The sequence below is a fragment of the Lentzea sp. NBC_00516 genome (assembly GCF_036346835.1).
Taxonomy (GTDB): domain Bacteria; phylum Actinomycetota; class Actinomycetes; order Mycobacteriales; family Pseudonocardiaceae; genus Lentzea; species Lentzea sokolovensis.
On record NZ_CP107840.1, the window covers coordinates 3,229,272 to 3,252,254 of the forward strand.

At 69.0% G+C, this 22,983-nt stretch carries 22 protein-coding genes; 4 read left to right on the forward strand and 18 right to left on the reverse strand.

Going from position 1 to position 22,983, the window contains the following annotated elements:
* The first annotated feature begins 26 nt into the window (after positions 1 to 26).
* Positions 27 to 620 (forward strand): bifunctional 4-hydroxy-2-oxoglutarate aldolase/2-dehydro-3-deoxy-phosphogluconate aldolase, encoded by a 594-nt coding sequence (locus OG205_RS14400; protein WP_330276740.1) that lies wholly within the window; start codon positions 27 to 29, stop codon positions 618 to 620.
* Here OG205_RS14400 and OG205_RS14405 read toward each other — a convergent pair.
* Genes OG205_RS14405 through OG205_RS14420 form a run of 4 tightly spaced genes read right to left on the reverse strand, consistent with a single transcriptional unit; the run spans position 607 to position 5,482 of the window.
* The gene (locus OG205_RS14405; RefSeq protein ID WP_330276741.1) at positions 607 to 2,550 is read right to left on the reverse strand and encodes an alpha-galactosidase; all 1,944 of its coding nucleotides are present in this window, start codon (positions 2,548 to 2,550) and stop codon (positions 607 to 609) included. The genes OG205_RS14400 and OG205_RS14405 overlap by 14 nt on opposite strands.
* Positions 2,547 to 3,371: a carbohydrate ABC transporter permease gene (locus OG205_RS14410; RefSeq protein WP_330276742.1), complete on the reverse strand. Its 825-nt coding sequence runs from the start codon at positions 3,369 to 3,371 to the stop codon at positions 2,547 to 2,549. The genes OG205_RS14405 and OG205_RS14410 overlap by 4 nt, the downstream gene beginning before the upstream one ends.
* A gap of 1 nt (position 3,372) precedes the next feature.
* Entirely contained in the window at positions 3,373 to 4,209 is an 837-nt protein-coding gene (locus tag OG205_RS14415; protein ID WP_330276743.1) for a carbohydrate ABC transporter permease, read from the reverse strand.
* 10 nt (positions 4,210 to 4,219) lie between these two features.
* Positions 4,220 to 5,482 carry an ABC transporter substrate-binding protein gene (locus OG205_RS14420; protein WP_319979783.1) on the reverse strand — a complete coding sequence of 421 codons (1,263 nt, stop codon included), beginning with the start codon at positions 5,480 to 5,482 and terminating at the stop codon, positions 4,220 to 4,222.
* 77 nt (positions 5,483 to 5,559) lie between these two features.
* On the opposite strand from OG205_RS14420, the gene OG205_RS14425 reads away from it, so the two are divergent.
* The 3 genes from OG205_RS14425 to sph all read left to right on the forward strand — a co-directional run bounded on the left by OG205_RS14425 (position 5,560) and on the right by sph (position 8,734).
* Positions 5,560 to 6,249, forward strand: a complete 690-nt coding sequence (locus OG205_RS14425; protein WP_330276744.1) for a FadR/GntR family transcriptional regulator — start codon at positions 5,560 to 5,562, stop codon at positions 6,247 to 6,249.
* 104 nt (positions 6,250 to 6,353) lie between these two features.
* Complete coding sequence (locus OG205_RS14430) at positions 6,354 to 7,667, forward strand: alpha-lytic protease prodomain-containing protein (RefSeq protein WP_330276745.1); 1,314 nt, start codon at positions 6,354 to 6,356, stop codon at positions 7,665 to 7,667.
* 140 nt (positions 7,668 to 7,807) lie between these two features.
* The gene (sph, locus tag OG205_RS14435) at positions 7,808 to 8,734 is read left to right on the forward strand and encodes a sphingomyelin phosphodiesterase (protein WP_330276746.1); all 927 of its coding nucleotides are present in this window, start codon (positions 7,808 to 7,810) and stop codon (positions 8,732 to 8,734) included.
* Here the strand turns inward: sph and OG205_RS14440 are convergent.
* The 14 genes from OG205_RS14440 to kdpF form a co-directional block, all read right to left on the reverse strand.
* Entirely contained in the window at positions 8,694 to 9,029 is a 336-nt protein-coding gene (locus OG205_RS14440; protein ID WP_330276747.1) for a DUF6968 family protein, read from the reverse strand. The genes sph and OG205_RS14440 overlap by 41 nt on opposite strands.
* A 144-nt stretch (positions 9,030 to 9,173) precedes the next feature.
* Positions 9,174 to 9,479: a hypothetical protein gene (locus OG205_RS14445; RefSeq protein WP_330276748.1), complete on the reverse strand. Its 306-nt coding sequence runs from the start codon at positions 9,477 to 9,479 to the stop codon at positions 9,174 to 9,176.
* Positions 9,476 to 9,904 carry a hypothetical protein gene (locus tag OG205_RS14450; RefSeq protein ID WP_330276749.1) on the reverse strand — a complete coding sequence of 143 codons (429 nt, stop codon included), beginning with the start codon at positions 9,902 to 9,904 and terminating at the stop codon, positions 9,476 to 9,478. The genes OG205_RS14445 and OG205_RS14450 overlap by 4 nt, the downstream gene beginning before the upstream one ends.
* A gap of 35 nt (positions 9,905 to 9,939) precedes the next feature.
* Complete coding sequence (locus OG205_RS14455) at positions 9,940 to 11,175, reverse strand: RNA-guided endonuclease InsQ/TnpB family protein (protein ID WP_330276750.1); 1,236 nt, start codon at positions 11,173 to 11,175, stop codon at positions 9,940 to 9,942.
* A 34-nt stretch (positions 11,176 to 11,209) separates the two neighbouring features.
* A complete protein-coding gene (locus OG205_RS14460) occupies positions 11,210 to 11,335 on the reverse strand; it encodes a hypothetical protein (protein WP_330276751.1) in 126 nt (41 codons plus the stop codon).
* A gap of 44 nt (positions 11,336 to 11,379) precedes the next feature.
* Positions 11,380 to 12,690, reverse strand: coding sequence for a diaminopimelate decarboxylase (gene lysA / locus OG205_RS14465; protein ID WP_330276752.1), 1,311 nt, complete (start codon positions 12,688 to 12,690; stop codon positions 11,380 to 11,382).
* A gap of 110 nt (positions 12,691 to 12,800) precedes the next feature.
* Positions 12,801 to 14,288: an amidohydrolase family protein gene (locus OG205_RS14470; protein WP_330276753.1), complete on the reverse strand. Its 1,488-nt coding sequence runs from the start codon at positions 14,286 to 14,288 to the stop codon at positions 12,801 to 12,803.
* An 81-nt stretch (positions 14,289 to 14,369) separates the two neighbouring features.
* On the reverse strand, positions 14,370 to 15,284 hold the full coding sequence (locus OG205_RS14475; RefSeq protein WP_330276754.1) for a glycoside hydrolase family 16 protein: 915 nt from the start codon (positions 15,282 to 15,284) through the stop codon (positions 14,370 to 14,372).
* A 54-nt stretch (positions 15,285 to 15,338) separates the two neighbouring features.
* Positions 15,339 to 16,028 (reverse strand): response regulator, encoded by a 690-nt coding sequence (locus OG205_RS14480; RefSeq protein WP_319979794.1) that lies wholly within the window; start codon positions 16,026 to 16,028, stop codon positions 15,339 to 15,341.
* Complete coding sequence (locus OG205_RS14485) at positions 16,025 to 18,535, reverse strand: sensor histidine kinase KdpD (protein ID WP_330276755.1); 2,511 nt, start codon at positions 18,533 to 18,535, stop codon at positions 16,025 to 16,027. Before OG205_RS14485 ends, OG205_RS14480 begins: the two co-directional genes overlap by 4 nt.
* Complete coding sequence (locus OG205_RS14490) at positions 18,513 to 19,040, reverse strand: potassium-transporting ATPase subunit C (RefSeq protein WP_330276756.1); 528 nt, start codon at positions 19,038 to 19,040, stop codon at positions 18,513 to 18,515. The genes OG205_RS14485 and OG205_RS14490 overlap by 23 nt, the downstream gene beginning before the upstream one ends.
* 4 nt (positions 19,041 to 19,044) lie before the next feature.
* Complete coding sequence (kdpB, locus tag OG205_RS14495) at positions 19,045 to 21,009, reverse strand: potassium-transporting ATPase subunit KdpB (RefSeq protein ID WP_330278164.1); 1,965 nt, start codon at positions 21,007 to 21,009, stop codon at positions 19,045 to 19,047.
* 23 nt (positions 21,010 to 21,032) lie between these two features.
* Complete coding sequence (gene kdpA / locus OG205_RS14500; protein ID WP_330276757.1) at positions 21,033 to 22,655, reverse strand: potassium-transporting ATPase subunit KdpA; 1,623 nt, start codon at positions 22,653 to 22,655, stop codon at positions 21,033 to 21,035.
* Positions 22,655 to 22,753 carry a K(+)-transporting ATPase subunit F gene (kdpF, locus tag OG205_RS14505; protein WP_319979798.1) on the reverse strand — a complete coding sequence of 33 codons (99 nt, stop codon included), beginning with the start codon at positions 22,751 to 22,753 and terminating at the stop codon, positions 22,655 to 22,657. Before kdpF ends, kdpA begins: the two co-directional genes overlap by 1 nt.
* Positions 22,754 to 22,983 lie beyond the last annotated feature (230 nt).

Consider the following 22,983-nt stretch of genomic DNA (forward strand, 5'->3'; position numbering starts at 1 on the left):
AATTTATGTGTAGTAGGCTGGCGGGCGTGAGCTACCGCTACGAGATCACCCAGGCAGTCGTGCGGCAGGGCATCATCGCGATCGTGCGCACCGCGTCCGCCGCCACCGCCGTCGAGGCCGCCGTTCCGTTGCTGGACGCGGGTCTCACGTCCCTCGAGCTGCCGTTGACGAACCCCGGTGCGCTGGAGGCGATCCGGCAGCTCCGCGCGAACTACCCGTTGGCCGTCATCGGTGCCGGTTCCGTGCTGGACGAGACTTCCGCCGTGGCCGCAGTGCGCGCTGGGGCGCAGTTCCTGGTGGCGCCCAACCTGAACGTGGCGGTGATCCAGGCCGGGCATCGGTACGGCGCTGCCGTACTGCCGGGTGCTGGGTCGGTTTCCGAGGTCGTGCAGGCGTTGGAGGCCGGGGCGGACGCGGTGAAGGTGTTCCCCGCGCCCACTCCTCAGTGGGTGCGGGATGTGCTCGCTGTGCTGCCCTACGCGCCGCTCGTGCCCACCGGTGGCGTTGCGCCGGCCGATGTTCCGGCGTGGCTGGAGGCCGGGGCGGTGGCGTGCGGGGTCGGGTCGGCCCTCGCCCGCACGCCGATCGAGGAGATCAAGGCGCTGATCAGAGCGGCTTGAGCACGACCACGTCGGCGTCGTTCGCCTGCGACCAGGCGAACGGCAGCCCGACGTGGGTCAGGTGCGCCGCCGAGTAGACCTGGCCGTCCTCGTCCACATAGGACTCGCCGGTCAGACCCTTCAGCTTCACCCGCGAGAACTGGCCGGGCACCATCGGCACACCGGTCAGCGAGCCCGTGTTCCAGGCCAGCACGACGATCCGGTCCTCAGCCGAGTACTGGACCGCGTCGTTCAGCAGGTGCGCTTCGCCGTTGTGCACGACGTCGCGGACGTCCTTGTAGAGGGTGACCAGCGCCGCGGCCTCCTCGCGTTCGTCTGCCGACCACTGCCGCAGATCCGCGCCGATGCCGAGCACACCGGCCATGGCCAGCACGAACCGGAACTTCAGCGAACGCGGACGCGCGTCGAAGAAGCCCGGGGCGTCCGTCACCCACGAGGACATCAGGTGCGGGGCGTGCATGTGCAGAAAGCCGTGCTGGATCTTCAACCGGTCGAGCGGGGCCGTGTTGTCACTGGGCCACACCACGTCCACCTTGCCGGTGGTCGCGAGGTCCGTCCGGCCGCCGCCGCCCGCGCAGCCTTCGACGAGCACGTGCGGGTGCTTCTCGCGCAGGTGGTCGAGCACGCGCCAGTAGTTGCGGACGTGGGCGTTGTCCTGGTCGAGAGGGCGTTCGGTGGCGGGGCGGTTCATGTCCCACTTCAGGTAGCTGATCCGGTAGTCGGCCAGCAGTCTGTCCAAAGTAGAGACGACGAACTCGTGGACGTCGGGCAGGCCCAGGTTGAGCAGCATCTGGTTGCGGATCAGCGTGGGCTCGCGGCCCTCGGCGCGGTAGACCCAGTCCGGGTGCTCGGCGTAGAGCTGCGACTTCGGGCTCACCGACTCCGGTTCGACCCACAGGCCGAACTCCAGGCCCATCCCCCGCACGTCCTCGACGAACGCGCCGAAGTCGGGCGACTCCGGGTACCAGTCGCCGAGTCCGCCGGTGTCGTCGTGGCGGCCGGTGAACCAGCCGTCGTCCACCACGAACAGCTCGACGCCCAGGTCGGCGGCGATGCGGGCCAGGTCGAGCTGCTTCGGCAGGTCGACCTCGAAACCCGTCGCCTCCCAGGAGTTGTAGAGCACGGGCTTGCGAGCAGGCCTGGAACGCAGCCGGTCGTAGGCGTGCCAGACGCGGGCCAGGCCGTCCGTCGAGTACGCGAGCGCCAACTCTGGCGTCACGAAGGTCTCCCCCGGTTCGACCACGACCGGGCCGAGCATTCCGGCACGCACGCGCGTGAGTCCGGACGGCTCGACCTCGGCCGTGATCTCCCAGGAACCGGACCACGCCAGCGACACGCCCCACGTGTCGTCCACGGACAACCAGGGCGCGTAATTGTGCCCGGGGACGCCGTAGGAGCTGCCGATTCGGAACCCGCCCGCGGGCAGGGAGACATGGTCCAGCTGGAACTCGCGAGCCCACTCACCGTGCAGGAAGGACAGCCGGGGCTCCCGGACGGGCAGACACACGCCCGCCGATCCGATCCTGACGAGACGAGACGTCTCGTCTCGGGTGTTGGTCACCTCGACCCAGCGGGCCAAGACGTCGACGCCGGGTTCGGGCCGGTAGCAGAGCACCACGCACAGGCCGGCCACCTCGTCGGCGAAGGTCAGGCGCAGCACGCCGTCCTCCTCGGAGGCGCTGTCGAACGTCAGCCACGAGTCGCCGTCCAGTTCGAGGTCCGCGCCGGTGAACGGGCGCTCGCCGCGCGGCGCGTACTCGATCGGCGCCGCGTCGGCCTCGGTGATGAAGTGGATGTCGCCGAGGTTCCGCAAGGGCGACGGGCCGGTCTCGACGCCGTGCGGTCCCCAGGCCACGAGCTCAGCCCAGCGGCCGCCCGGTTCGACGGCCACCGTGTAGGAGGTGGTGGCCATCCGGAGGGTCCAGGTCATTTGACTGCTCCTACAGCGAGTCCGGAGATGAAGTGCCGCTGGAACCGCAGGAACACCGCCACGGTCGGGATCGCCGCGATCACCGACCCGGCCGCGATCACGTTCCAGTTGGAGACGTACTGGCCCTGCAACGCGAGCAGCGCGGGAGTCACCGGCATCACGGCCGAGGACCGCAGCACGGTGATCGCCCACAGCAGGTCGTTGAAGATCCAGGTGAACGCCAGGGCTGCCAGCGCGGCCAGTGCGGGCCTGGTCATCGGCAGCACGATCCGCCAGAAGATCTGCACGGGACCGGCGCCGTCGATGGTGGCGGCCTCCTGCACCTCGTTCGGCATGGCGCGCATGAAGCCCTGCAGCACGAACGTGTAGAAGCCGAGCCCGAAGCCGACCTGCACCACGATCAGCGCGAAGAGCGTGTCGTAGATGCCGAGCACCTCGGTCAGCTTCGACACCGGCACGAGCAGGATCTGCGGAGGCAGCAGGTTGCCCGCGAGCATCAGCAGGATGATCGAGCGCCGGCCGGGAATCTCGAAGCGGCTCAACGCGTACGCCGCCGCGGCGCTCAGCGCGAGCGAGAGGAACACCGTCGGCACCGTGACGAGAACACTGTTCCACATGGCGCCCGCGCCGCCGTTGGTCCAGGCGTCGGCGAACCCGGCGAACGTGAACGACTGAGGTACGGACGCGAGGCCGTTGGCGGCGATGTCGTCGAAGCTTCGGACCGCCGTGACGAGCACGGCGACGATCGGCAGCAGCCAGAGCACGGAGATCGTGCCCGCCACGGCGTGGAAGACGCGGCCAGAAGAGGTGCTGCTCGACATCTCAGTTCTCCCGGAACGCGCGGACGAGGTAGGTCACGATCACGCCGAACGCCAGCACGAAGATGACGACGGCCAGCGCCGATGCGTAGCCGAGCTTGAGCGACTGGAACGCGGTCGAGTACATGTAGGTGCTGAGCAGTTCGGACGAGTGGTAGGGACCGCCTCGGGTCATCGACCAGACCACGTCGAACGACCGCAGCGAGTCGATCACGATCACCGACAGCACCACCGAGTTGACCGAACCGAGCTGGGGCCAGGTGATGTGCCGGAACCTCTGCCAGGCCGTCGCACCGTCCAAAGTGGCCGCTTCGTACAGTCCGGGGTCGATGCCCTTGAGGCCCGCCAGGTACAGCACCATGACGTACCCGACCTGCCGCCACAGCGCGGGAACCAGCACCGCGTAGAGCGCCGTGTCCGGGTCGGCCAGCGGGCTGCTGTCGAAGATCCCGCCGGGCTGGTAGAGCACCTGCCAGATCAGCGAGGTGGCGACCAGCGAGAACACCACCGGCACGAACAGCGCGGCCCGGTAGACGCCGACGCCGCGGCGTTCCTTCTGCAGCAGCACGGCCATGCCGAGGCCGCCGACCGCGGACAGCCCGCCGAAGAGCACGAGCCAGATCGCGGTGTTGGTGACGGCGGTGTGGAAGACCGGGTCGTCGATCATCCTGGCGTAGTTGTCGAGCCCGACGAACCGGGGCGGCGAGACGCCGTCCCAGTTCGTCAGCGCGAGCCAGAACCCCTGCAGCGCGGGCCAGAAGACCCAGAACCCCTCCACGAGCAACGGGATGAGCACGAACAACAGCAGGATCGGAGGGACCCTGGTGAAGCTTCTGGTCATGCTGGTCATGTCAGGACGACCACACCTGCTCGGCGGCCTTCTGCCACGTCGTCAGGATCGTGTCCAGCTGGTCGGGCTGCTGGAGGAACTTGATCAGCGCGGCGTCCGCGGTGGGCTGCAGGGCGTCGCTGGAGTCGCGGTTGAAGAACTGGGTGATCTCCGCGGCCTCCTTGAGGTGCTGGCGGCCCTTGGTGACGAGGGGCGTGCCGGAGTCCTTGGCGTTCGGGTGCGTCGGCAGGACCGTGCCGGACGAGGCCTTGATGTAGGCCTCCTGGCCCTCCGCCGTCGCCGCATACGTCAGGAACTCCTTCAGTTCCTTGACGTGCGGTGACTTGGCGCTCGCGAAGAAGCCGTCGGTCGGGCCCTCCTCCGCCAGCGGCACGGTCGGGTCGATGATCGGGAACCGGAAGAAGTCGATGTCGTCGATCGCGTCCTTCGGTGCGGCGTCGGCGAAGAACGCGCCGGTGAGCAGCATGCCCGTGCGGCCCTGCAGCATCGCGGTCGTGGCCTCCTGGAAGCCGATCGCGGTGCCGTTGGGGTCGGTGTAGGGCAGGACTTCGCGCCACGGCGTGAAGATGGCCTTCACCTTGGGGTCGTCGAACTTCTGCTTGCCGGCGAGGAGTTCGCGGTGGAACCCGGCTCCGTTGACGCGGATGTTGAAGTAGTCGAACCAGCTCGACGCGGTCCACGGCGAGTCCGATCCCGCGCCCATGCCGAGCGGGATCACACCCTTGCCCTGCAACGTCTTGCACAGGTCGACGAACTCGGTCCAGGTCTTCGGCGGGGTGACGCCCCACTTCGCGAAGTTGGACTTGCGGTAGAAGAAGCCCCACCAGTAGTACGTCGTCGGCACGAACACCTTGCCGCTCAACGTCTTGAACGACTGGGGGTAGTCGCCCATGGTCTGCCAGACATCGCTGATGTCGAGCAGCAGCCCTTTTTCCTCGTACCCCTTGAGCAGCGCGCCGGGGTACCAGGTGAAGAGGTCGGGCGGGTTGGCCGAGGTGAGGTAGCTCGGGAGCTGGGTCCGGAAGGTCTCGGAGGCCACGGTGTTGACCGAGGCCTGCGCGCCCTTCTTGTCGTTGAACGCCTTCACCAGTGCGTCGATCGCCGCTTTGGCAGCAGGCGCCGAGAGGTTCGACTGGATCGTGGCCGTGCCCGCGGCCTGGGTGACCGGGCCTGAGGACGCCGAGGTGGCGCAGGAAGCCGTGCCGCTGACCAGCAACCCGGCTCCCGCGGCAGCGGTGACGCGGAGGAAGTGACGCCTGTCCATGGCGGACAGATTGCGCGCAGGTCATGATCATGTCAAGAATAATTCATAATTTATGATGTGCCGTATGCTCTGACCTCATGAGCGAGAAGCGGCTTCGTGGCGTGCACGGCCAGACCGTCGAGGCGCTGGCGGGCCGGATCCTGGCCGGCGAGATCGGCGAGGGCGACACCCTCGACCTGCCGGCACTGCGCGAAGAGCTCGACGTGTCGCTGACCGCGCTGCGCGAGGCTCTGAAGGTGCTGTCCGCCAAGGGCATGATCGACGCCAGGCAGAAGCGCGGCACGTTCGTGCAGCCGCGCTCGTCGTGGAACCTGCTCGACACCGACGTGATGCGCTGGCAGACCCAGGCCACCAACACCGACCACAGCCTGTTCGACGACCTCACCGAGATGCGAGTGATCGTCGAACCCGCCGCCGCCCGCCTGGCCGCCGAACGCGCCTCGGCCGCCGACATCGAGGCCCTGGGTGGAGCCGTGGACCGGATGGCGTCCGCGCGCGACCTCGCCGCGACCGTCCGGGCGGACCTCGAGTTCCACCGGCTGCTGATGGCGGCCACCCACAACGCGTTCCTCACCCAGGTCGAGCGGATCATCGCGATCGGACTGGCCGAGCGGGACAAGCTGGTGCACGGGAGCGTGGACGACGATCCCGTGCCGTCGCACCGGGCCGTGCTGGACGCGATCTCGGCCCGTGACCCCGAGGCCGCCTACGAGGCCATGCGGGCGCTGGTCGACAAGTCGGGCGCGGACCTGGACCGCCTGCGTTGAGCACGGGGTCGTGTCGCTCCACCTTATGGCCAATTGGTATGTACCACTTGGCGTGATCCCCGCTTACGGTTTGCGCGCAATCACCCTGCGTGCAAGGAGCGGACATGAACCGCAAGCTCATCGCCGCCGCCACAGCGGCGGTCACAGCGGCCGGGCTGACCATCGCGGTGGCGCTGACGACCAGCGCCACCGCGGCCGACACGGCTGACCCTGCCCTGCTGGTCGCGATGGCCCGAGACCTCGACATCTCCTCGGAGCAGGCGCGTGAGCGCCTCGACGCCGAGAAGGTCGCGGGCCAGACCGACGCCGCGCTGAAGTCGCGCCTCGGCTCGGCGTACGCCGGGTCCTGGCTGGACAGCACCGGCCACACCCTCACAGTCGCGGTCACCGACCCGGCGCTGGCGAGTGCGGTGCGCTCGCGCGGCGCCGTCGTCACCACGGCGAAGCACAGTGCGTCCACTCTGGACAGCGCGAAGATCAAGCTGGACGCCAAGGCCACCACCGCACCCGACGCCGTCCCCGGCTGGTACGTCGACGTGCGCGCCAACAAGATCGTCGTGCTCGCCCGCGCCGGCGGCGAGGAGCAGGCCAAGGCGTGGACGGCCGAGGCGGGCCTGCGCGGCGACATCGTCGCCTTCGAACCCAGCACCGAGAACCCCAAGCCTCTGATCGACGTCGTCGGTGGCAACGCCTACGGCCTCCCCGGCGGCGGCCGCTGCTCCATCGGCTTCGCCGTCGAGGGCGGCTTCGTCACCGCGGGCCACTGCGGAGCCGCGGGCGGCCGCACCTCCAACCCCGGCGGCACCATCCAGGGCAGCAGCTTCCCCGGCAACGACTACGCCTGGGTCCGCACCGACGCGGGCAACACCCCGCGCGCCCTGGTCAACCGCTACCCCGGCACCGTGCCGGTCGCGGGCTCCCAGGAGGCTCCGGTCGGCTCTTCGGTCTGCCGCTCCGGCTCCACCACCGGCTGGCGCTGCGGCACCATCCAGCAGAAGAACGCCTCCGTCACCTACCCCGAGGGCACCATCACCGGCCTGACCCGCACCAACGCCTGCGCCGAGCCCGGCGACTCCGGCGGCTCGTGGCTGACCGGCGACCAGGCCCAGGGCGTCACCTCCGGCGGATCCGGCAACTGCCAGAGCGGCGGCACCATCTACTTCCAGCCGGTGACCGAGATCCTGCAGGCCTACAACCTGCGCCTGATGACGTCCGCCGGCCCGACCACGACCACCCCACCGACCAGCACGACCACGACCACGCCTCCCGGCGGTGGCGGCTCGTGGGCCCCGTACACCAGCTACAGCGACGGCGCCGAGGTCACCTACAGCGGCGCGTCCTACCGCATCATCCAGCCACACACGTCCGTCCCCGGATGGGAGCCGCCGAACACCCCTGCCCTCTGGCAGCGGCTCTGACGGCAACACCCGCCCCCCGACGGCTGCCGCCGCCGGGGGGCTTCTGGTCTGTTCCGTTGAGAGCCCTTAATCGATACGACACCATCGGGTCACCCCCCAGCGGTTGTGAAAGACTTTCACGTCCGTCACCATCGGGCCTCATGCGCCTGATCACGCTCGCCGCCGCCGTCGCGCTGACGATCTCGGTCGCCACCCCGGCGGTCGCGGCCCCCGTCGCCCCGAAGATCGCCACCTACAACGTCTTCATGCTGTCGCGGAACCTCTACCCGAACTGGGGACAGGTCGCCCGCGCCGACCTGATCGACAGCACCGGGGTGCTGAACGGCCAGGACGTCGTCGTGCTCAACGAGGCCTTCGACAACGCCGCCTCGGACCGGCTGCTGGCGAACCTGCGCGACACCTACCCGCACCAGACGCCGGTGCTGGGCCGCAGCCGGGCCGGGTGGGACGTGACGAGCGGCAGGTACAGCGACTCGACGCCGGAGGACGGCGGGGTCGCGGTGCTGAGCCGGTGGCCGATCACCACGCGGGTCCAGCACGTCTACCGGGACGGCTGCGGCGCGGACTGGTTCTCCAACAAGGGGTTCGCGTACGTGCGGATCGAGGCGCCGTCCGGGCCGCTGCACGTCATCGGAACGCACATGCAGGCCGAGGACTCGACCTGCACCAGCGCGCCGGGCGGCTACCGGGCGAAGCAGCGGGCCGAGATCAAGGCGTTCCTGGCCGCGCGGAACGTCCCCACGGCCGAACCCGTGTACGTGGCCGGCGACATGAACGTCATCAAGGCGAGCGCCGAGTTCCCGCAGATGGTCGCAGAGCTGGGTGCGCGGACGCCTGACGTGGTTGGGCATCCGTTCTCGTGGGACTGCGCGGACAACAGCGTCTGCCGCGACCAGTACGGACCCGAGTACGCGTCCGAGCACCTCGACTACGTGCTGACGGTCCAGGGGCCGTTGCTGCGCAACGAGACCCGGCGGGTGAAGAGTCCTGAGTGGTCGATCTGGTCGTGGGGGCGCAAGTACACCTTCAACGACCTGTCCGACCACTACCCCGTGTTCGCTGGTTGAGCGGCGGCGCGACCGTCAGGCCGAGCTCGGGCATGCCCAGCCAGTCCAGGGTGGCGCCCGACTCGGCCAGCTTGATCCGCACGGCGTAGACGCTGAGCAACAGGGCCTGCAACGAGTCGACGCCGTACGCGGCAGCGACCTCGTCGTCGCCGATCTGATGTGGACACTCCCAGTCGCCGTTGTCGCTCAACGGGTCCGGGCGCGGGACACCGAACCGGATCACCAACTCGAAGGACGATCCGTCCGGTGCCTTGCCCTCGATCTGCCGTTCCGCGACGACGACTCCCAAGTCCATGCGACTCAGCCTAGCGCGCTCACCAGCCGCTTCGCCTGGACGACGGACTTGCTGGAGCCCTTGCGGGCCGCCACCTCCGCGAGGCCGTCGATGGTGCCGCCCGGCTTGAGTCGCCTGCGCTGATCTTCGACCGGTGTTTGGCGATCAGCTTGGCCGCCTGCCGCGCACGTCGTCCGACTCGTGCGCGAACAGTTCCGCGACGGTCAGCACAACCTCGTCCGGAGTGGACTTCGCGTGCTTGCCGCGCCAGGTGAGCTGGGCGCGGACGAGCTTCTTCTCGGTGCGGCCGAACACCCATCGGCTCGCGTCGGCGAGCAGGTCGACGTCAAGCTTCCCGGCCTCGTCCAGCGCCTTCAGCCGGTCCTGCGCGAGGGTGGCCACCACCGACCGCGAGTCGGGCAGCACCGCGACGTAGTCCCGCGCGTGCTCGGCGGTCTCGTCCAGCGTCACGTCGGGGATCTTGTGCAGCGCGAGGAACCCTCCATCTCCTTGGCGCTGCCACCTTGCTGGAGTCGGGCGAGGCAACGGTCGAGGAGCACCCGTCGATCTGCCCGCTCGTGCAGGAACTGCGGCCACTGCCAGGTGTTCGCGAAGATCGAGCCGGCGCCGACGACCTCCAGCATGCGCGGGATCAGCGCGTCGAACGCCGCACGCCAGCGCGGGCGGCCCCCGAAGTCCATGAACGCCAGCAGGAACCCGTCGGAGGCCGGCGGGTCCTCGCCGCAGAACTCCAGCACAATCCTCAGCAGGTCGTGCCGGCCTGGCTCGCGGGTCGGCATCCTGGTGGCGATCCGCGCGACCAGGTTCGGCATCCACGCGGGGTCGCGGTGCCGCAACACGTCCAGTGCTTCGGCGGTGCCGTTCTCCTGGCTCATGCGGTGCCACCAGATCTGTTGACATCCTCTCCGCCCTAATGGACGGAGATTCCCTCCACGCCGCGCGTGGATCGCGCAACGTCCGGGCGGGTTACCGTTTCACGGCGCGGTGCCAGCACACGTGCTGGTCTTACCTGCGCTCCACGGTCGTTTAGGCTCTCCGCCTGTCCGGCGGCGAGCACGTTCTTTGCGGCGTTGATGTCCCGGTCGTGGACGGCACCGCACGGGCATGTCCATGAGCGTATGGACAGCGGTTTCGGTCCGTCTATCCGTCCACACTCCGAGCAGGTCTGCGAGGTCGGCAGCCACCGGTCGGTACGGGCGAAGACACGCCCGTACCGGTCCGCCTTGTACTCCAGCATGCCGGTGAACCCGGCCCATCCGGCGTCGTGGACGGACTTCGCGAGTCTGGTGCGGCCCAGACCGGTCACGCACAGGTCCTCGACGTAGACCGCTTGGTTGTCGCGGACGATCGCCGTGGACAGCTTGTGCTGCCAGTCCCGCCGCGTGTCGGCCACCTTCGCGTGCGCTCGGGCGACCTTCACGACGGCCTTCCTACGGTTGTTCGAGCCCTTGACCTTGCGGCTCAGCGACTTCTGCAACCGCGCCAGCCTGCGCGCCGCCTGACGCAGGAACCTCGGCGCCGCCACCTTCGTCCCGTCCGAGAGCACCGCGAAATGCGTCAGACCCAGATCGATGCCGACCCCGCACCCGGTCGCCGGCACCGTCTCGTCCTGTTCGGTCGTCACGACGAACGAGGCGAAGTACCGGCCTGCCGCGTCCCTCACGATCGTCACCGACGACGGCTCGGCGGGCAGCTCACGCGACCACCGCACGTCAAGGTCACCGATCTTCGGCAACCGCAGCCGCCCGTTGCCCAGCACCGCGAACCGGGAGTTGCGGGTGAACCGGATCGTCTGCCGATTGTCCTTGCGGGACCGGAACCGAGGCCGGGCGACCTTGCGGCCCTTACGTGTGCCCGTGACCGAGGCGAAGAAGTTGCGGTACGCGGTGTTCAGATCCGCCAACGCCTGCTGCAACACCACCGCCGACACCTCACCCAGCCACGCCCGCTCCGGCGCCGCCTTGGCCAGAGTGATGACCCGCTTGGACAACTCCCCGTCCGAGGGGTACGGCTCGCCGTACGCGTGGGCCGTCCGACGTGCGTGCAGTGCGTCATTGAACACCACCCGCGCACACCCGAACGCCCGCGCCAACGCATCCCGCTGACCCGGCGTCGGATAGACACGGAAGTTGTACCGCAACTGCACCACACCACCATAAACCGTTGGTTTCATGGAGGACCTAGCCGGTGTTCGTACTGGCGGTGAAGAAACGCGGGTTCGGCGCCCTGCCGCCGGAGGTCTGCAGTCCCAGGGCGCGTCGCGTCTCGTCCAGCCGGGAGTCGGCGACGTAGGCGTACGAGTGCATCGCGCCACTCTAGGGAACAGACGTTCGACTCGGCGGCGGTTTGATCAAAGGTATCGGCGCAGGAGGTCCTCCTCGGTCTCCCTGCGCACGATCGGTCGCGCGACTCCGTCGTTGACGGCGATGATCGGCGGCCGGCACACCTGGTTGTAGTTCGAGGCCAGCGCGTGGTGGTAGGCGCCCGTGGCGGGGACGGCGAGCAGGTCGCCCGCGTGCACGTCCTCCGGAAGCGGCACGTCCTCGGCCAGCACGTCGCCTGCTTCGCAGTGCCTGCCGACGACCGTCACCGGCTTGGGTTTGCCGCCGCGACCGACCAGGCGGACCGCGTACTTGGCGCCGTACAGGGCAGGGCGCGGGTTGTCGCTCATGCCGCCGTCGACGGCCACGAACGTCCGCGCCGAGGCCTTGACCGCGCACACCCGGTACAGGGTCACGCCGGCGTTCGCGACGATCGACCGTCCGGGCTCGATGAGCACGCGCGGCGGTGGCACGCGGTGAAGCGCGCACTCGTAGTTGAGGGCGCCGGTGATCCGGTGCGCGAACCCCGCGAGGTCGAAGTCCTCATCACCCTGCAGGTACGGCGCGCAGAAGCCGCCGCCGAGGTCGAGCTGCTCGATCCTGGTGCCGCAGGACGCGATCAGGCCGACCATCCGCCGCACGGTCTCCTCGTAACTCGCGACGTGCCTGACCTGCGAACCGATGTGGCAGTGCAGGCCCACGAGCTTCAACGACGGCTGCTCGACCACCCGCAGGATCGCCTCCAGGGCAGCGCCGGACGCCAGCGAGAAGCCGAACTTCTGGTCCTCGACGCCGGTCGCGATCTTGGCGTGCGTGTGGGCGTCGACGCCAGGCGTCACCCGGATCATGACCTCTTGGCCGTGCGTCGCCAACGCACCCAGCTGGGCGATCTCGTCGAGGGAGTCGACGACGATCCGCGAGACTCCGTACTCCAGCGCGGCTTTCAGGTCCTCGGCGGTCTTCACGTTGCCGTGCATGATGATCCGCTGCGCCGGGAAGCCCGCCGCCTTGGCCAGCGCGAGTTCCCCGGCCGAGGACACGTCCAGGGACAGGCCTTCCTGCGCCATCCACCGGTAGACCTCGGGGCAGGGCAACGACTTGCCCGCGAACACGACCTCCGCCTGCGGCAGGGCGGCACGGAAGGCCTGTGCCCTGCCGCGGACCGTCCGTTCGTCCAGGACCTGGCACGGGGTGCCGAACCTGGCTGCCAGCTGCGTGGCCGGGAGTCCACCGATGACCAGGTCCTGGCCGGCGAGGTGCGTGCCGTCCGGCCAGAGACCGTCTTCCAGCACCGGTTCGGTGGCGCATCCGATGCTGGGCAACAACTCGGCGAGTGTCATGCGTTCAGCACACGCCTGGCGGCGGTCCGTGCCCAGATCCCGGACGAGACCCTGACACGGGTGGCCGCCGCCTTGACGCGATCCTGACGATCACCGTGGCGGGGGCCACATCAGTGCACGCAGCACCCCATCGTCGCCGGCACCTCGACCGGTTCCTGGGCGGCGACCTCGATCTCCTGGAGAATCCGCGCGCGGTCGGCCGGGCCGAGGTAACGGCCTCGGCTGACCACGGCGTGCACGCGGCTGACGTTCGTGATGTCCCGCAACGGGTCCGCGTCCAGCACGACCAGGTCCGCCTGCTTGCCGGGCGTGACCGTGCCCGTCTCGTGCTCCAGGCCGAGGCAGCGCGCGGCCTCGCTGGTGGCTGACCGGAGCGCTTGGCCCGCTGTGAGTCCGGCCCGCACCAGGAGCGCGAGTTCGTCGTGCAGGGAGAAGCCCGGGAAGACGTAGGCGAACCCCGCGTCCGTGCCCGCGACGACACCGACCCCTGCCTCGTACATCTCCCGCAGCAGGCGCATGCGGGCGTCACCGAACTTCAGCAGTTCCGCCACCTGCTCAGGCGTGCGCGCCGGACGGCCGGCCATGATCGTCTGCCACTGCGCGCGCAACGCCACCGGGACGTAGCGCATCCGTTCGAGGGCCACCGGGTCGTTCGCGATGGTCTCGGGTGAGCGGGACATGTTCCGTTCGACGAAGAGCGTCGGCGACTGCCAGGTGCCCCGCTCGACCATGGCCGCGAACAGCTTGCGGGCGCGCGCCGGCGAGTGGGTGGCGACGGCGGCCCGTTCGATCCGGCCTCCGTGACGGCCCCACCAGTTCGGGTCGGCCGGGTCGTCGGGCCTGGAACGAAGCTCGGCGTAGAGGGCGTCGGCGTTGTCCGAAGTGGACGTGAACAGGTTGTACATGTGTTCGTGGGTGTGCTGCGCGAGCGCGTCCTGCACCGGCACGCGGGCCGGAACATGGCCTGCGAACGGGATTCTGAGCCTGCGGGCTTCCGCGGCGATGGCGGCGTAGCACTCCGAGGACAGGAACGAGTAGACCTTGACGAAGTCCGCTCCCCCGTCCTTGGCCCTGCGCACGGCGGCACGGGCCTCCTGCGGGGTGCGGACGATGTCCGCGCCGGGCCAGATGGAACCGGGGCCGTCGACGATCGCGCTGGCGATCACCATGCGCGGGCCGAGGATCTCGCCGGACTCGATGCGGCGGCGGGTGTCGTGCGTTTCGGGCTGGCCCCACATCTCGCGGATGCCCGTGACGCCTTGAACGACGTGCAGCGGTGCGACGGTGTTCTCCAGGAACGTCGCATGGGTGTGCATGTCCCACAGGCCAGGGATCACGTACTTCCCGGTCACGTCGATCACCCGCACGCCGCGCGGGACGTCACGGTGCCTGCCGGCGGCCAGAATCCGGTCGCCGGCCAGCACGATGGTCGCGTCCCGGACGGGCGCGCGGCCCGTCCCGTCGATGAGCGTCGCCCCGCGCAGCACGGTCACGCCGGTCGCCGCCATCGCGGGTTGCCCCACGGCGCCCAGCGCGACCGCTCCGAGTGCGCCTTTCCCCAGCCAGGACAGCACGTCCCGGCGCGCCAGATCCCCCACCGCTCCACCTTCCCCCCGAAGTCCCCTGCCGTCCAAGCTAGCGACTTCGGGGAGGTGGGGCAGTAGGGCTGGCCATAGGTTTTACGGTCGGGTCCACACCGCCACGTAGTCGACCAGCATCGGCCTGCCCGGCGTGGTCTGCGCGGTCGGCGTCGCCCGTCCCGCCACGCCGTCCGGGAACGCGCCGCCCATCGCCACGTTCAGCAGGATGAAATAGCCCTGGTGCGAGGTCATGTTGTTCCACGACGTGGCGTCCATCTGGTTCTGCCGCACGATGTGGAACTGCTGGCCGTCGACGTACCAGCGCAGCTGGTTCGGGCTGACCGAGCGGTCCCACTCGAAGCGGTAGGTGTGGAACGCGGACTGGCAGGTGCTGCCGGGGCAGGCACGGGACGCGCCGAGGCCGTTCGTCTCGTTGCACGGGCCGCCGGGGTTGACGCCGCAGTGCAGCACGCCCCAGACGCTGTTGATGCCGTTGACGTTCTCCATGACGTCGAACTCACCGATGCTCGGCCAGTTCCAGTAGTTGCCGCGGTACGGCGAGCCCAGCGCCCAGAACGCCGGCCAGTAACCCAACGCGGCCGCATCCGTGACGTTCGGCATCTGGATGCGGCCCTCGATGCGCAGGATGCCGCCCGCAGGTGCCTTGAAGTTCGCGCGACGGGTCTCGATGCGCCCCGAAGTCCATTCGCCGTTGGAAGCGCGCAACGGGGTGATGCGCAGGTTCCCGCCGCCGTCGAGAGCCAGGTTCGAGCGGTCGTTCGTGTAGCGCTGGATCTCGCCGGTGCCCCAGTTGCCGGGGCCACCGGGATAGCCGTGCCCGGTGTCGACGATCCAGTTGGTGCCGTTCGGCGCGGTGTTGTTCGCGCCGGTGAAGTCGTCCGACCAGGCAAGAGACCAGCCTGTCGGGGTCGGTGGAACCGCTGCCTGCGCGATGCCGGAGAGTGGGAGGACCAGTATCAGTCCCAGCAGGGCGCGCGCGAGTTTTCGAGCCACGATGATGACCTCTCTGTCACGATCGCACGGCAGCGGACTTCCATGGAAGCGCTCTCACGCTCGCCCGTCAACCTCGAACCGGTATCCCATTCCGGGCTCGGTGATCAGGTGACGCGGATGGGCCGGGTCGTCCTCCAGCTTGCGCCGCAACTGGGCGAAGTAGACGCGCAGGTACTGGGACTCGTTGACGTGCATCGGCCCCCACACCTCCTGCAGCAGCTGTTTCTGCGACACGAGCCGGCCGGGGTTGCGCGCCAGGATCTCCACCAGGCCCCACTCGGTCGGCGTCAGGTGCACCTCGCGGCCGTCGCGGCGGACCTTCTTCACCGCCAGGTCCACGACGAACGACGACGTCTCGACCACCGGATCGCCCGCCTCCCGTGCGAGGTTGCGGCGCACGGCCGCCCGCAACCGGGCCAGCAGTTCGTCCATGCCGAACGGCTTGGTGACGTAGTCGTCGGCGCCCGCGTCCAGGGCCTCGACCTTGGCCGACGAGTCGGTGCGCGCGGACAGCACGATGATCGGGATCGTGGACCAGCCGCGCAGACCGGCGATCACGTCCACGCCGTCGATGTCGGGCAGACCGAGGTCGAGCACGACCACGTCCGGCTTCCCCTCGACGGCCACGCCCAGCGCGGATTTGCCGTCGTAGGCCGTCATCACGTCGTATCCCCTTGCGCTGAGGTTGATCCTCAACGCCCGCACGATCTGCGGTTCGTCGTCCACTACCAGCACTGACGTCATCCGGAAGCCTCCTCGTAGGCGGGCAGGGAAATGACCACGGTCAGGCCGCCGCCCGGGGTGTCCTCGGCACTGATCTCGCCGCCCATGGCCGCGGTGAAGCCCTTCGCGACGCTCAGGCCGAGCCCGACGCCCGGTGTGGCTGAGCGGTCGCCAAGGCGTTGGAACGGCGCGAACACCTTGTGCCCCGCCTTCTTCGGCAGGCCGGGGCCGTGGTCGACGATCCGCAACTCGACGGAGGAACCGTGCGCGCTGGCCCGGACAGCCACCTCGGATCCGCCATGCCGCACCGCGTTGTCCACGACGTTCGCGACCACTCGCTCCAGCAGCCCGAGGTCCGCGAGCACCGGCGGCAGGTGTTCGTCGACGACGACCGACACCTCTCCCCCGATGCCGGTGAGGGCCCTGGCCACGACCTCGTAGTAGCCGACCGGCCGCAGCACCGGCTCGACCGAACCGGTCGCGAGCCGTGACGAGTCCAGCAGGTTGTCCACCAGGCCGGTCAACCGGTCCGCGGACTCCTCCACAGTCGCCATCAACTCGATGACATCCTGTTCGGACAGTGGCAGCGAGGTGTCGCGCAGGCTGCCGATCGCGGCCTTGATCGATGTCAGCGGTGTGCGGAGGTCGTGGCCCACCGCCGACAGCAGTGCCGTGCGCAGTTCCGACGTCTCGACTTTGCGGTGCGCGTCTCGCGTCTCGTCGACCATTCGCTGCTGCCGCAACGCCATCAACGCCTGCCCGGCGGCCGCCTCCAGCACGCGCTGGTCGCTCGCGGGCAACATCCGGCCGCGGAGTGCGAGGTGGATGTCGGACGTCACCATCACGTCCGCGTCGGCGTCATCCGGTTCGTCGCACGGCCGCGGTCCCACGCACGCGACACGTTCCCAGCCGCCGCCACGGCGTTCGAGCAGCGCCACCGACTCCAGACCGAAGTTGACCCGGATCTTCTCCAGCAGTCGAGCCAGCGGATAGGGCGACGTGAGCACGGTGCGGGAGTAGGAGGCCAGCAGTGCGGCCTCGGTCCGGGCCCGTGCGCCCTGCTCCCCCAGCCGTGCCGCCCGGTCGACGGTCAACGCCACCACCGTCGCGACGATCACCATGGCGGCCAGCGTGATCACGTTCTCCGGCGACCGCACGGCCAGGCTGTAGTAGGGCTCGGTGAAGAAGAAGTTCAGCAGCCCGGCGCCGAGGACCGCGCAGAACAACGCGGGACCCAACCCGCCCGCGATCGCGACCACGCACGTGACCAGCAGGAACGCCACCAGATCGGTCGAGAAGTCCAGCTCGTCGCGCCACAGCATGCCCAGCCCCGTCACGGCGGCCGGCGACACCAGCGACAGCCCCCAGCCGACCAGACGCCGTTTCAACGACAACGGGTCGGTCTCCACCTTCCAGCGGAGACCGCGCCGCGACTCGTCGTGCGTGACCATGTGCACGTCGATCGCGCCGGACTCCTGCACCACGGCCGCGCCGATGCCCTCGTCGAACGCACGCGCGACCCGTGACCTGCGCGAAGTCCCGAGCACGAGTTGGGTCGCGTTGACCCCGCGGGCGAACTCCAGCAACGCCGTCGGCACGTCGTCGCCGACCACGGAGTGGAAGGTCGCGCCGACGTCCTCGGTGATCTTGCGGGAGCGGGCGATGTGCTCGGGCGTCACGCCGGACAGCCCGTCGCCGCGCATCACGTGCACCACGAGGAGTTCCGCGCCCGCCCGCACCGCGATCCTGCGTGCCCGGCGGATCAGCGTCTCGCTCTCCGGGCCGCCGGTGATAGCGGCGACGACCCGTTCCCTGGTCTCCCAGGTGTCGGTGATCTCCTTCTCACTGCGGTACCGCTGCAACGCGACGTCGACCTGGTCCGCCACCCACAGCAACGCCAGTTCGCGCAACGCCGTCAGGTTACCCAGCCGGAAGTAGTTGCCCAGCGCGGCATCGATCCGGTGCGCCGGATAGACGTTGCCGTGCGCCAAACGCCTGCGCAACGCCTCGGGCGTGAGGTCGATCAGCTCGACCTGCTCGGCGCGGCGGACCACCTCGTCCGGCACCGTTTCCCGTTGCCGCACACCGGTGATCCGTTCCACGACGTCGTTCAGCGACTCCAGGTGCTGGACGTTGACCGTGGACAGCACGTCGATGCCCGCCTCGAGCAGTTCCTCGACGTCCTGCCACCGCTTCTCGTTGCGCGAGCCCGGCGCGTTGGTGTGCGCGAGCTCGTCGATCACCGCGACCTCGGGCCCGCGCGCCAGGATCGCGTCGACGTCCATCTCCTCGACTTCGAGGTCGCGGTGCCGGATCACCTTGCGCGGCAACACCTCCAGATCCTTGAGCAAGGAGGCGGTCTTGTCGCGGCCGTGGGTCTCCACGAGTCCGACGACCACCTCCGTGCCGCGCTCCCGGCGCCGGTGGGCCTCGCCGAGCATGGCGAAGGTCTTGCCGACGCCGGGAGCGGCGCCGAGGTAGATCCTCAGCTCACCCCGGCGACCGTCAACTGGCGCTGTCGATGGCACGGTTCAGCGCAGTCACGTTGACGGTGGTGGCGAAGGTGCCGTGAGTGTTGGCAGCGACCAGCTCACGCACCTTCTCCACCGGCAGCCCGGCCGCGCGCGCCACACGGGGCACCTGCAACGCGGCGTACTCCGGGCTGATGTGCGGGTCGAGGCCGGAAGCCGACGCCGTCACGGCGTCCTGCGGAACCTGGCTCTCGGGCACGCCTTCGCGTTGCGCGATCTCAGTCCTGCGCTCGGCGACGACCTTGGTGTAGTCCTCGTTCAGCTCGCCCTTGTTCGAACCACCGGACGCGGGCAGCGTCGCGGCCGACGGCCTCGGGACGAAGTACTGGTCACCTTCGCGGGCAACGGCGACCAGCGTCGTGTCCGTGGCCTCGGCGTTGGCGTGCAGGCCGGGGAGCCGCGACACACCCCACACCGACAGCGGGTAGAGCACCCCGAGGAGCACCGTGAGTGCGAGCAGGATCCGCAGACCCGCCCACGACTGCTTCAGAAAGTTGTCCATTGGTTCAGCCGATCCCGGGGATGAGTCGCACGAGCAGGTCGATCAGCCAGATCCCGGCGAACGGCGTCACGACGCCGCCCAGGCCGTAGATCAGCAGGTTGCGCCGCAACAGCGCCGACGCGCTGGACGGTCGGTAGCGCACGCCCTTCAGTGCCAGCGGGATCAGCGCCACGATGATCAGCGCGTTGAAGATCACCGCCGACAGGATCGCGGACTGGGGCGTGGCCAGGTGCATGATGTTGAGCCTGTCCAGCGCCGGGTAGATCGCCGCGAACATGGCGGGCAGGATCGCGAAGTACTTCGCCAGGTCGTTCGCCACGGAGAACGTCGTCAGCGCACCACGCGTGATCAGCAACTGCTTGCCGATCTCCACGATCTCGATGAGCTTGGTCGGGTCCGAGTCGAGGTCGACCATGTTGCCGGCCTCCTTCGCGGCCGATGTGCCGGTGTTCATCGCGACACCGACGTCGGCCTGGGCCAGTGCGGGCGCGTCGTTCGTGCCGTCACCGGTCATCGCGACCAGGCGGCCGCCCTCCTGTTCCTTGCGGATCAGGGCCATCTTGTCCTCGGGCTTGGCCTCGGCGAGGAAGTCGTCCACACCGGCCTCGCCCGCGATGGCCTTGGCGGTCAACGGGTTGTCGCCGGTGACCATGACCGTGCGGATGCCCATCGCGCGCAGCTCGGCGAAGCGTTCCTTCATGCCGGGCTTCACGACGTCGGACAGCCTGATGACGCCGAGCACCTGGCCGTTCTCCGCCACGACGAGCGGAGTGCCGCCCTGGCCGCTGATCTCGTCCACGATCTCGCGGGCCGTGTCGGTCAGCTCGAACGCGGACGCGGCGCCCTTGCGGATGCTGCGGTCGCCGAGGTCGATGCCGGACATGCGGGTCTGCGCGGTGAACGGCGCGAACTCGCCGGTCTTCTCGTGCTCACTGGCGGGTTGGCCGCCCGCGAGTTCGAGGATGCTGCGACCTTCGGGGGTGTCGTCGGCCAGGCTCGCCAGCCGTGCGGCCGCCACGAGCGTCTCGTGGGAGGTCGGGCCGACCGGGATGAACTCGGTCGCGCGCCGGTTGCCCCAGGTGATCGTGCCGGTCTTGTCGAGCAGCAACGTGTCGATGTCGCCCGCTGCCTCGACCGCCTTGCCCGAGGTCGCGAGCACGTTGCGCTGCACCAGCCGGTCCATGCCCGCGATGCCGATCGCGGACAGCAGCGCGCCGATCGTCGTCGGGATCAGGCAGACCAGCAACGCGGTCAGCACGACCACCGACTGCTCGCCGCCTGAGTAGATCGCGAACGGCTGCAACGCGACCACCGCGAGCACGAAGATGATCGTCAGCGTGGACAGCAGGATCGTCAGCGCGATCTCGTTCGGCGTCTTCTGCCGTTCCGCGCCCTCGACCAACGCGATCATGCGGTCCACAAAGGACTCACCTGGCTTCGTCGTGATCCTGACGACGATCCGGTCCGACAGCACGGTCGTGCCGCCCGTGACCGCGCACCGGTCACCACCGGACTCACGGATGACGGGCGCGGACTCGCCGGTGATCGCCGACTCGTCGACGGTCGCGATGCCCTCGACCACGTCACCGTCGCCGGGGATGACCTCACCGGCCTCCACGACCACCAGGTCGCCGATCTTGAGCTCGGTACCGGCTACGACATCGCCGTTGAGCATCCGGGCGACGGCGTCCTTCTTGGTCCTGCGCAACGAGTCGGCCTGCGCCTTGCCGCGCCCTTCCGCGACGGCCTCGGCGAGGTTCGCGAACAGCACGGTGAACCACAGCCACAGCGCCACCGCGACGGTGAACACGCTCGGGTCGGTCGCCGCGAACACGGTGACCAGCAGCGAGCCCACCCAGACCACGAACATGACGGGACTGCGCAGCTGGTGGCGCGGGTGGAGCTTGCGCAACGCCTCCGGGATCGCCGCGGCGATGCTCGGCTTGGCAGGTGTCTTCTCCTGTGCCACAGCCGGTTTCTGAAGGGTGGTGGTCACAGCAGTGCCTCCGCGATGGGACCGAGGGCGAGAGCGGGAACGAACGTCAGCGCGGCGACCAGGACGATCGAGCCGGTCAGCAACGTCGCGAACAACGGGCCGGTGGTGGGCAGCGTGCCCGCCGTCACCGGCACCTTCTTCTGCGCCGCGAGGGATCCGGCGAGCGCCAGCACCGCGACGATCGGGATGAACCGGCCGAACAGCATGCACAGGCCGAGCGACGACTGGAACCAGTCGTTCGTCACCGTGATACCGGCAAAAGCCGACCCGTTGTTGTTCGACGCCGACGCGTAGGCGTAGAGGATCTCCGACAGCCCGTGCTCTCCCGGGTTGTTCAGCGCGGCCTGCGTACTCGGCAGGATCGCGGCGATGCCCGCGCCGATCAGCAGCACGGTCGGCATCGCGAGGATGGACACCGCGGCGGCCGTGACCTCCTTGCGCCCCAGCTTCTTGCCCAGGTACTCGGGTGTGCGGCCGACCATCAGGCCCGCCAGGAACATCGCGATGATCGCCATCACCAGAATGCTGTAGAGCCCGGTGCCGACACCGCCCGGCGTCATCTCGCCGAACAGCATGTTCAGCAACGTCGCGCCGCCGCCGAGCCCGGTGTAGCTGTCGTGCAGCGAGTTGATCGCGCCGGTCGACGTGCCGGTGGTGGCGTCGGCGAAGATCGCGCTGCCGGGGATGCCGAACCGGAGTTCCTTGCCCTCCAGGGGCCGCAGGCCGTTCGCCTCGGCGGCCCAGATCACCCCGAGCATGGCCGTCCAGATGACGCCCATGACGCTGAGCAGGACGTAGCCCTGCTTCTTGTTGCCCACCAGCTGACCGAACGTGCGGGTGAGCGCGACCGGGATGGCGAGGATCAGGAAGATCTCGATCAGGTTGGTCCACTCGTTCGGGTTCTCGAACGGGTGCGCCGAGTTGGCGTTGAGGACGCCGCCGCCGTTGGTGCCGAGCTCCTTGATGACCTCCTGGCTCGCGACGGGCGCGTTCGCCACGGTCTGGCCGTCAACGTCCACACCGGACTTGAGGCTCATCGTGACGCCGAACGCGATCAGCACGATCGCGCCGATGAACGCGATCGGCAGCAGGATCCTGATGGTGCCCCGGACGAGGTCGACCCAGAAGTTGCCGAGCCGGTCGGTCTGGTGCCGGACGAAGCCGCGGACCAGGGCGATGGCGACGGCCAGACCGACGGCCGCCGACACGAAGTTCTGCACGGTCAGACCGATCATCTGGACCGTGTGGCCCATGACGGCTTCCGGCACGTACGACTGCCAGTTCGTGTTGGCCACGAAGCTGATCGCCGTGTTGAACGCCATGCCCTCCGGCACGTTGCCGCGGTCGAAGTTCCACGGCAGGACCGATTGGATCCGCTGGATCACGTACAGGAACACGATGCCGACGAACGAGAAGCCCAGCACGCCGTACGCGTAGGTGCTCCACTTCTGTTCGATGTCCGGGTTGATCCGTGCGAACCGGTAGATGGCCTTCTCGGCTCTTAAGTGGCTCTTCGCGGTGAACACGCGGGCCATGTGGTCGCCGAGGGGCCGGTACACGACCGCGAGGGCCGCGACGAGGGTGCCGACCTGCAGGAGGCCGGCCACGAGAGGTGACATCAGAACTTCTCCGGCCTGACGAGTGCGATGAACAGGTAGACGATCAGCGCGAGCGCGATCACGCCGGCAACGGCGTTCGCGACAAGTCCCGTGCTCACAACTTCTCCAGTCCACGCACCGTCAGGCCCAGCACGACGAAACTCCCGATCAGCAGCAACGCGTAGGCCAGGTCGGCCATGACGCCGCTCCCTTCAACGACAAGGATTCTTGATGACGCCCGGAAGCGTGCATCACGAAATGCCTGATCAGGGGGTGCCTGACAGCGTCCTTACGGGGTGAGGCCCGGCTTTTACGCGTTCTTGAGGCCGGGGAGACCTGGGTCTCATCC

What these genes read in the sequence shown, in the direction of transcription:
- OG205_RS14405 (WP_330276741.1), bottom strand. Translation starts at nt 2,550, where the DNA reads ATGACCTGGACCCTCCGGATGGCCACCACCTCCTACACGGTGGCCGTC.
- OG205_RS14410 (WP_330276742.1), bottom strand. Translation starts at nt 3,371, where the DNA reads ATGTCGAGCAGCACCTCTTCTGGCCGCGTCTTCCACGCCGTGGCGGGC.
- OG205_RS14415 (WP_330276743.1), bottom strand. Translation starts at nt 4,209, where the DNA reads ATGACCAGAAGCTTCACCAGGGTCCCTCCGATCCTGCTGTTGTTCGTG.
- OG205_RS14420 (WP_319979783.1), bottom strand. Translation starts at nt 5,482, where the DNA reads ATGGACAGGCGTCACTTCCTCCGCGTCACCGCTGCCGCGGGAGCCGGG.
- OG205_RS14425 (WP_330276744.1), top strand. Translation starts at nt 5,560, where the DNA reads ATGAGCGAGAAGCGGCTTCGTGGCGTGCACGGCCAGACCGTCGAGGCG.
- OG205_RS14430 (WP_330276745.1), top strand. Translation starts at nt 6,354, where the DNA reads ATGAACCGCAAGCTCATCGCCGCCGCCACAGCGGCGGTCACAGCGGCC.
- sph (WP_330276746.1), top strand. Translation starts at nt 7,808, where the DNA reads ATGCGCCTGATCACGCTCGCCGCCGCCGTCGCGCTGACGATCTCGGTC.
- OG205_RS14440 (WP_330276747.1), bottom strand. Translation starts at nt 9,029, where the DNA reads ATGGACTTGGGAGTCGTCGTCGCGGAACGGCAGATCGAGGGCAAGGCA.
- OG205_RS14450 (WP_330276749.1), bottom strand. Translation starts at nt 9,904, where the DNA reads ATGAGCCAGGAGAACGGCACCGCCGAAGCACTGGACGTGTTGCGGCAC.
- OG205_RS14460 (WP_330276751.1), bottom strand. Translation starts at nt 11,335, where the DNA reads ATGCACTCGTACGCCTACGTCGCCGACTCCCGGCTGGACGAGACGCGA.
- lysA (WP_330276752.1), bottom strand. Translation starts at nt 12,690, where the DNA reads ATGACACTCGCCGAGTTGTTGCCCAGCATCGGATGCGCCACCGAACCG.
- OG205_RS14480 (WP_319979794.1), bottom strand. Translation starts at nt 16,028, where the DNA reads ATGACGTCAGTGCTGGTAGTGGACGACGAACCGCAGATCGTGCGGGCG.
- OG205_RS14490 (WP_330276756.1), bottom strand. Translation starts at nt 19,040, where the DNA reads ATGGACAACTTTCTGAAGCAGTCGTGGGCGGGTCTGCGGATCCTGCTC.
- kdpA (WP_330276757.1), bottom strand. Translation starts at nt 22,655, where the DNA reads ATGTCACCTCTCGTGGCCGGCCTCCTGCAGGTCGGCACCCTCGTCGCG.